The sequence below is a fragment of the Streptomyces sp. NPDC054765 genome (assembly GCF_053612065.1).
In genome coordinates this window covers 321,726-327,725 of the sequence record NZ_JBSHBP010000002.1, presented here as the reverse complement: position 1 = coordinate 327,725, position 6,000 = coordinate 321,726, and the positions used below count along the sequence as shown (strand labels likewise).

Below are 6,000 nucleotides of genomic sequence, written 5' to 3'. Positions count from 1 at the left end.
GCTCGGCTGGGAAACCCCAGCCGAGCGCCTGCATAAACTCCTCGCAGTCTGATCAAACCGACCACGTGTTGCGACGATCTCCAGAAACCGCCGTGATGCCGGGCCCATACGCGTAAGGACAGCCGTACACGTAAAGACAGCTGCACGCGTAAAGACAGCCGTACGCGTAAAAACGGCTACGCGGAGACTCGTTACGACAGTGCCAGCCAGGCCGCGCCCGCGACGACCAGGATCGCGACGATGACGCCGACGATGACACCCACGCGGGGGCCGGACGACTGCTGCGGGGCCGGGGCGCGGCGGCCGCCGGTCTGCGGGGTGCCGCCTTCGTCCACGAAGGCCCGGAACATCTGCGTGCTGCCCGCCGGGTCGTAGTTGCCGCCGGCCTGGTTCTGCGGGTTGGTCGCCATGGGGAAGGACCCTAGCGAACCGGGGGCCGAGGGGCACCCCTGGGGCCGCACAGGCAGCGCCCACGAGGGCGCCTACGGAGCGGGGTCGGGTGGGGTACGGCGCGTGGACGAGGGTGCGGGCGGGTCGTCTGAGGGTGTCCCGCTACCGACCGGTATCGGCCAAGGGTCGGCCGCCCGCGCCCCGACCTGCACCTTTACGCATGCCGTTGCACTTATTGGCCAATTCCCGGCCCAGACTTTCCGCTCCTTTTACTTCAATCCTGGACGATTTCGTTTGCCTTCAGCAACCAACTTTGCTTATGGTTGCCTCAAGCAACAAAAGATGTTGAAGCGATGTGCGATGGATGCATGGAGGAGCCCGTGGCCGCCCACAGTCAGTACGAGGAGCTGGCCAGGCAACTCAGTGCCATCGGCGCCGTCAAGCGCGAAATGGGGCGGATGCTGCCCCAGGAGTGCCCGCCCGCCTCGGCCGGGGTGCTCACCCTCCTCGACCGGCACGGCGAGATGCGGATGAGCCAGCTCGCCGAACTGCTCGCCATCGACATGTCGGTGACCAGCCGGCACGTCGCCCATGCCGCCGAGCGCGGCTGGCTCGAGCGGAAGCCCGATCCGGCGGACAAGCGGTCGCGGCTGCTGCGCCTGACGCCGAGCGGCACGGAACTCCTGGAGGAGCTCGCCGAGCGCTACACCGCAACGCTCGCCCGGTACCTGGACGACTGGACCGACACCGACGTCGGACACCTCATCGAGCTGCTCGCCAGGCTCCGCACGAGCTTCGGCGACTGCCGCACCCGGGCGCATCACGACTCCACCACCCGTACACCCGCAGGATGAAAAGGAACTACATGGCTACGACCACACCAGCCGGTGTGCGGGGCGGCCACGCCAGACACGGAGGCGGGCATCACCACGCCTCCGACGGGGCCCCTATGACGCACCGTCAGATCATGGAGGCGCTGTCCGGGCTGCTGCTCGGCATGTTCGTCGCCATTCTGTCGTCGACGATCGTCTCCAATGCGCTGCCCGAGATCATTCATGACCTCGACGGCGGACAGAGCTCCTACACCTGGGTCGTCACCGCCTCGCTGCTCGCGATGACCGCGACCACCCCGCTGTGGGGCAAGCTCTCGGACCTGTTCAGCAAGAAGCTGCTGGTGCAGTTCGCGCTGGTCATCTATGTCGCGGGCTCGGTCATTGCCGGTCTCTCGCAGAACACCGGCATGCTGATCGGCTGCCGGGTGGTGCAGGGCATAGGCGTGGGCGGTCTGTCCGCCCTGGCCCAGATCGTGATGGCCGCGATGATCTCGCCGCGCGAGCGCGGCCGTTACAGCGGCTACCTCGGCGCCACCTTCGCGGTCGCCACCGTCGGCGGCCCGCTGCTCGGCGGTGTCATCACCGACACCAGCTGGCTCGGCTGGCGCTGGTGCTTCTACGTCGGTGTGCCGTTCGCGGTCATCGCGCTGATCGTGCTGCAGAAGACCCTGAAGCTGCCCGTCGTCAAGCGGGAGGGCGTCAAGGTCGACTGGACGGGCGCCTTCTTCATCAGCGCGGCGGTCTCGCTGCTGCTGGTGTGGGTGACGCTGGCCGGTGACAAGTACGACTGGATGTCGTGGCAGACCGCCGCGATGGTCGGCGGCGCGGTCGTGCTCGGCGCGGTCTTCGTCTTCGTCGAGACCAAGGCCAAGGAGCCGATCATCCCGTTGCGGCTGTTCCGCAACAAGACGATCACGCTGGCCTCGCTGGCCTCGTTGTTCGTCGGTGTCGCGATGTTCTCCGGCACCGTCTTCTTCAGCCAGTACTTCCAGCTGGCGCGCGGCAAGTCGCCGACGATGTCCGGCGTCATGACGATCCCGATGATCGGCGGCCTGTTCATCTCGTCGACCGTCTCGGGCCAGATCATCACCAAGACCGGCCGCTGGAAGGCCTGGCTGGTCTCCGGCGGTGTGCTGGTGACCGCGGGTCTCGGCCTGCTGGGCACCATCCGCTACGACACCGAGTACTGGCACATCGCGATCTTCATGGCCCTGATGGGCCTGGGCATCGGCATGATGATGCAGAACCTGGTGCTCGCCACACAGAACCAGGTGGCCCCCGAGGACCTCGGTTCCGCCTCGTCCGTCGTGACCTTCTTCCGCTCCCTCGGTGGTGCGGTGGGCGTCTCGGCCCTCGGAGCGGTGCTCGCCAACCGCGTCACCCACTACGTCAAGGACGGCCTGGCCGACCTCGGCCCCAAGGCCGCCAAGGCCGCCGCCCACAGCGCCGGCAACAGCGGCGGCATCCCGGACCTGGACGCCCTCCCGGCGCCGCTGCGCACCGTCATGGAGAGCGCCTACGGTCACGGTGTCGGCGATGTGTTCCTGTACGCGGCGCCCTGCGCGCTGCTCGCCTTCCTCTTCACCCTGTTCATCAAGGAGGTCGCGTTGAAGACGCGTGGCGGACTGTCCCAGAGCGCGGAAGGCGCCCAGGCCGCGGCCACCCCGCCGGCCACCCCGTCGGAAGCCGTCGTCCCGGACCTCGCCGCCGCCGCGGCGCCGGTCGAGGAGCTGACCGCTGCCGCGGCGCCGGTCGAGGAGCTGGAGCCCGCTCTGGTGGGGGCCCCGTCGGTGCCCACCGACGACGAGGCGCACACGCCCTCCTGGGCGCAGCCGGCCGCGGCGACGGCCACCCAGCCGCTGGCGGCGTACGCCTCGGCGGGCGGCGGGGACGCCGGCCCGGCCGGTTCCGCGGTCCACGGCTTCGTGCGCAACGCGGAGGGCAACCCCGTACCGCGCTCCGCGGTGACGCTGATCTCGCTCAGCGGGCGTCAGCTGGGCCGCGCGGTCGCCCAGGCCAACGGCTCGTATGTGCTCGACGCCCCCGGCGCCGGCTCGTACGTGCTGATCGCCGCGGCCGACGGCCACCAGCCGCAGGCCTCCACGGTCGTCGTCGGCGACCAGCCCTACGGCTACGACATCCTGCTCAGCGGCACCAGCGGCCTCGGCGGCCAGGTCCGCAGCGCGGCCACCGGCGAGCCGGTCGACGGCGCGATGGTCGTCGTCACCGATGTCCGCGGAGAGGTGCTGGCCACCGGAATGACCGGCGCCGAGGGCTACTTCGCCTTCGACGAGCTGGCACCCGGGACCTTCACCGTCGCCGTGAACGCCGCGAACCACCGTCCGGCCGCACTGCCGGTCGAGATCGGCGGCCAGGGCACGACCCGGATCGAGATCGAGCTGCTGTCCGGCGCGCGGGTGCAGGGCATCGTGCGGGCCGGTGCGAACCGCCGCCCGCTGCCCGACGCCCGGGTCACGCTGGTGGACGCGGCGGGCAATGTCGTGGCCACCTCGACGACCGGGGAGGACGGCGCCTACGCCTTCACCGACCTGGACGCCGGCGACTACACGGTCATCGCGAGCGGCTACCCGCCGGCCGCCACCGGCCTTGCGGTCGATGCCCGCGGGGTCGACGGCTACGACGTCGAACTCGCCCACCCGGGGGACTGAAACACCCCGGGCCCGGGGATTCACCCGGGAGCAATACCCCGGACCGGGGCGCGCGTTGAGCGGAGACGCGCCCCGGGCCGGCCCCCAGGGCTCCGGCGGCGGCGCTGCGCACAGGCAGGGGACGGCCTGCACGCCGCCGTCCGGAGCCCGACATGTACCAGGCAACAAACGGGAGAGGCAATGACTTCGACGGGCGCGGGAGCTGCGGGACTCAAGGCGCAGGTCCGCACACGGGACGGCTGGGCGGTCCAGCACGCCGTACTGACCGTCACCGATATGACGGGCGCGCAGGTGCTGCGCGCGGCGGCGGATGACGAGGGCGCCATTCGCAGCGGAGAGCCGCTGCCCGCCGGCCCGTACACGGTCATCGTGACGGCGGTCGGCTATGCGCCGGTCGCCTCCAGCGCGATCGTGACGGCGAGCGGGCGGATGGACGTCGGCACTGTCGTACTGGCCCGGCAGGGCGGGGCGGAACTGCCGCCGCCCGGCACATGGACCATCGACCCGATGCACTCGACGGTGGCCGCGGTCGCCCAGCATCTGGGGATCTCCAGCGTGCACGGCCGGTTCACCGAGTTCAGCGGCCGGATCGAGATCGCCGAGGACCTGACCGCTTCGCGCGTCGAGGCGGCCATCAAGGCCACGTCGATCGACACCGGCAACGGGATGCGCGACGGGCATCTGCGCTCCGAGGACTTCCTGAACGCCGAGGAGTACCCGGAGCTCACCTACCGCAGCTCGGGCCTGGCACCGGCCGGCCCGGACCGCTGGACGGTGCACGGCGAGCTGTCGCTGCACGGCGTCGTACGCCCGGTGGACCTCGATCTGAGCTACCTCGGCACGGGCCCCGACCCCTGGGGAGGGGTGCGCGCCGCGTTCCGCGCCACCGCTGAACTGCGCCGCGAGGACTTCAAGATGAACTACAACCAGGTCGTCGCGGCCGGTATCGCGGCGATCGGCACGACCCTGAAGGTCGAACTGGACATCCAGGCGGTGCAGGGGGAAACCCTGCCGATGGGGTGAGGCCGGTCCTGGGGGCGGTGGGGTGACGCCGGCGGCGCGCGGGCGGCCGTACGGTCGCTGAACGGGCGGCTGAACGGGCGGCGGCTTCCCCACCGGCCGTACGGGCAGCAGCTTCCCCACCGGGCTTCGGCCTGCCGCGGCGGCTTCCGGCTGCTTCTGCTTCCGTCGCCGGGTGGGGCCGGCCGGTGGGGCCACCGGGTGGCGCCGCCCGGTGGCGCCACCGGGTGGCGCCGGACTCGTCAACCTTCCGGCGGAGCGCAGTCCCAGGCCCTGTCGGCCTAAGGCCCCTCCCGCATCGTCTCGATGCCCGCGATCTGCAGATCGAGGGCGAACGCGAAGTCCCGGTCCAGCATTTCCACGGCGCTCCGGCCCCGGCGGACGTCACCGGCCCGGGTGGACGGCTCCAGCATCTCGGCGAACTCCGGCCGGTCCGAGAGCGCGGCGACGACCTGTTCGAAGTAGTCGTCGAGACTCATGCCCACGGCCCGGCAGCGGGCCTCGTGCGTGGCCCGGATCGTCGAGAAGCCGTAGACGAAGTGGAAGACGGACGCCAGCGCGCCGGAGGTGCGGTCCGCCGCCAGCCCGCTGCGCCGCATCACCCGCTGGGTGGCGTTGGAGAAGGCCGTCGAATGCGGGCCGATATTGATGAACTCGCCCAGCAGCCGGGCCGCCCAGGGGTGGCCCAGCAGCATGTCGCGGTAGCCGACGGCGAGGGCGCGGAGCTGGTCGCGCCAGTCGGCGCCGGCGTCCGACTCGTCGGGCAGGGTCATCTCCCCGGCGACCGCGTCCACGGCCAGTTCCAGCAGGTCGTCCTTGGTGTCGACGTACCAGTAGACGGACATCGCGGTGACGCCCAGCTCGGCGGCGAGCCGGCGCATCGAGAACTTTGACAGGCCCTCGGCGTCCAGCAGCCGGACCGTCGCCGCGACGATCTTGTCGAGGTCGAGTCCGGCCGGCTGCTCCGCCTTCCGTTTGAGCGGGGGCCGTTCGGTCAGCCAGACGCTGTTCGGCCGCTTCCCGGCGCGGCCGTCCGTCGCTGCCATGGCGCCCCTCCCTGTCCTGAGCGTCCTCGACGTCGTGGGTGC

Annotated in this window: 5 protein-coding genes; 3 read left to right on the top strand and 2 right to left on the bottom strand. The window is 70.9% G+C overall.

All coding sequences use genetic code 11. The features are described 5' to 3' along the window. Positions 1-191 precede the first annotated feature (191 nt). Complete coding sequence (locus ACWGJY_RS03080) at positions 192-410, bottom strand: hypothetical protein (protein WP_453259041.1); 219 nt, start codon at positions 408-410, stop codon at positions 192-194. Positions 411-770: 360 nt separating this feature from the next. On the opposite strand from ACWGJY_RS03080, the gene ACWGJY_RS03075 reads away from it, so the two are divergent. The 3 genes from ACWGJY_RS03075 to ACWGJY_RS03065 all read left to right on the top strand — a co-directional run bounded on the left by ACWGJY_RS03075 (position 771) and on the right by ACWGJY_RS03065 (position 4,915). Further along, a complete protein-coding gene (locus tag ACWGJY_RS03075; RefSeq protein ID WP_453259040.1) occupies positions 771-1,244 on the top strand; it encodes a MarR family winged helix-turn-helix transcriptional regulator in 474 nt (157 codons plus the stop codon). 11 nt (positions 1,245-1,255) lie between these two features. Next, positions 1,256-3,892 (top strand): MFS transporter, encoded by a 2,637-nt coding sequence (locus ACWGJY_RS03070; protein ID WP_453259039.1) that lies wholly within the window; start codon positions 1,256-1,258, stop codon positions 3,890-3,892. Between the two features lie 180 nt (positions 3,893-4,072). Then, positions 4,073-4,915 carry a YceI family protein gene (locus tag ACWGJY_RS03065; protein ID WP_453259038.1) on the top strand — a complete coding sequence of 281 codons (843 nt, stop codon included), beginning with the start codon at positions 4,073-4,075 and terminating at the stop codon, positions 4,913-4,915. A gap of 278 nt (positions 4,916-5,193) precedes the next feature. On the opposite strand, the gene ACWGJY_RS03060 is transcribed toward ACWGJY_RS03065, so the two are convergent. Further along, the gene (locus ACWGJY_RS03060; protein WP_453259037.1) at positions 5,194-5,958 is read right to left on the bottom strand and encodes a TetR/AcrR family transcriptional regulator; all 765 of its coding nucleotides are present in this window, start codon (positions 5,956-5,958) and stop codon (positions 5,194-5,196) included. Positions 5,959-6,000: the final 42 nt, after the last annotated feature.

Coding starts and splice junctions, on each gene's coding strand:
- ACWGJY_RS03080 (WP_453259041.1), bottom strand. CDS start 410: ATGGCGACCAACCCGCAGAACCAGGCCGGCGGCAACTACGACCCGGCG.
- ACWGJY_RS03070 (WP_453259039.1), top strand. CDS start 1,256: ATGGCTACGACCACACCAGCCGGTGTGCGGGGCGGCCACGCCAGACAC.
- ACWGJY_RS03065 (WP_453259038.1), top strand. CDS start 4,073: ATGACTTCGACGGGCGCGGGAGCTGCGGGACTCAAGGCGCAGGTCCGC.
- ACWGJY_RS03060 (WP_453259037.1), bottom strand. CDS start 5,958: ATGGCAGCGACGGACGGCCGCGCCGGGAAGCGGCCGAACAGCGTCTGG.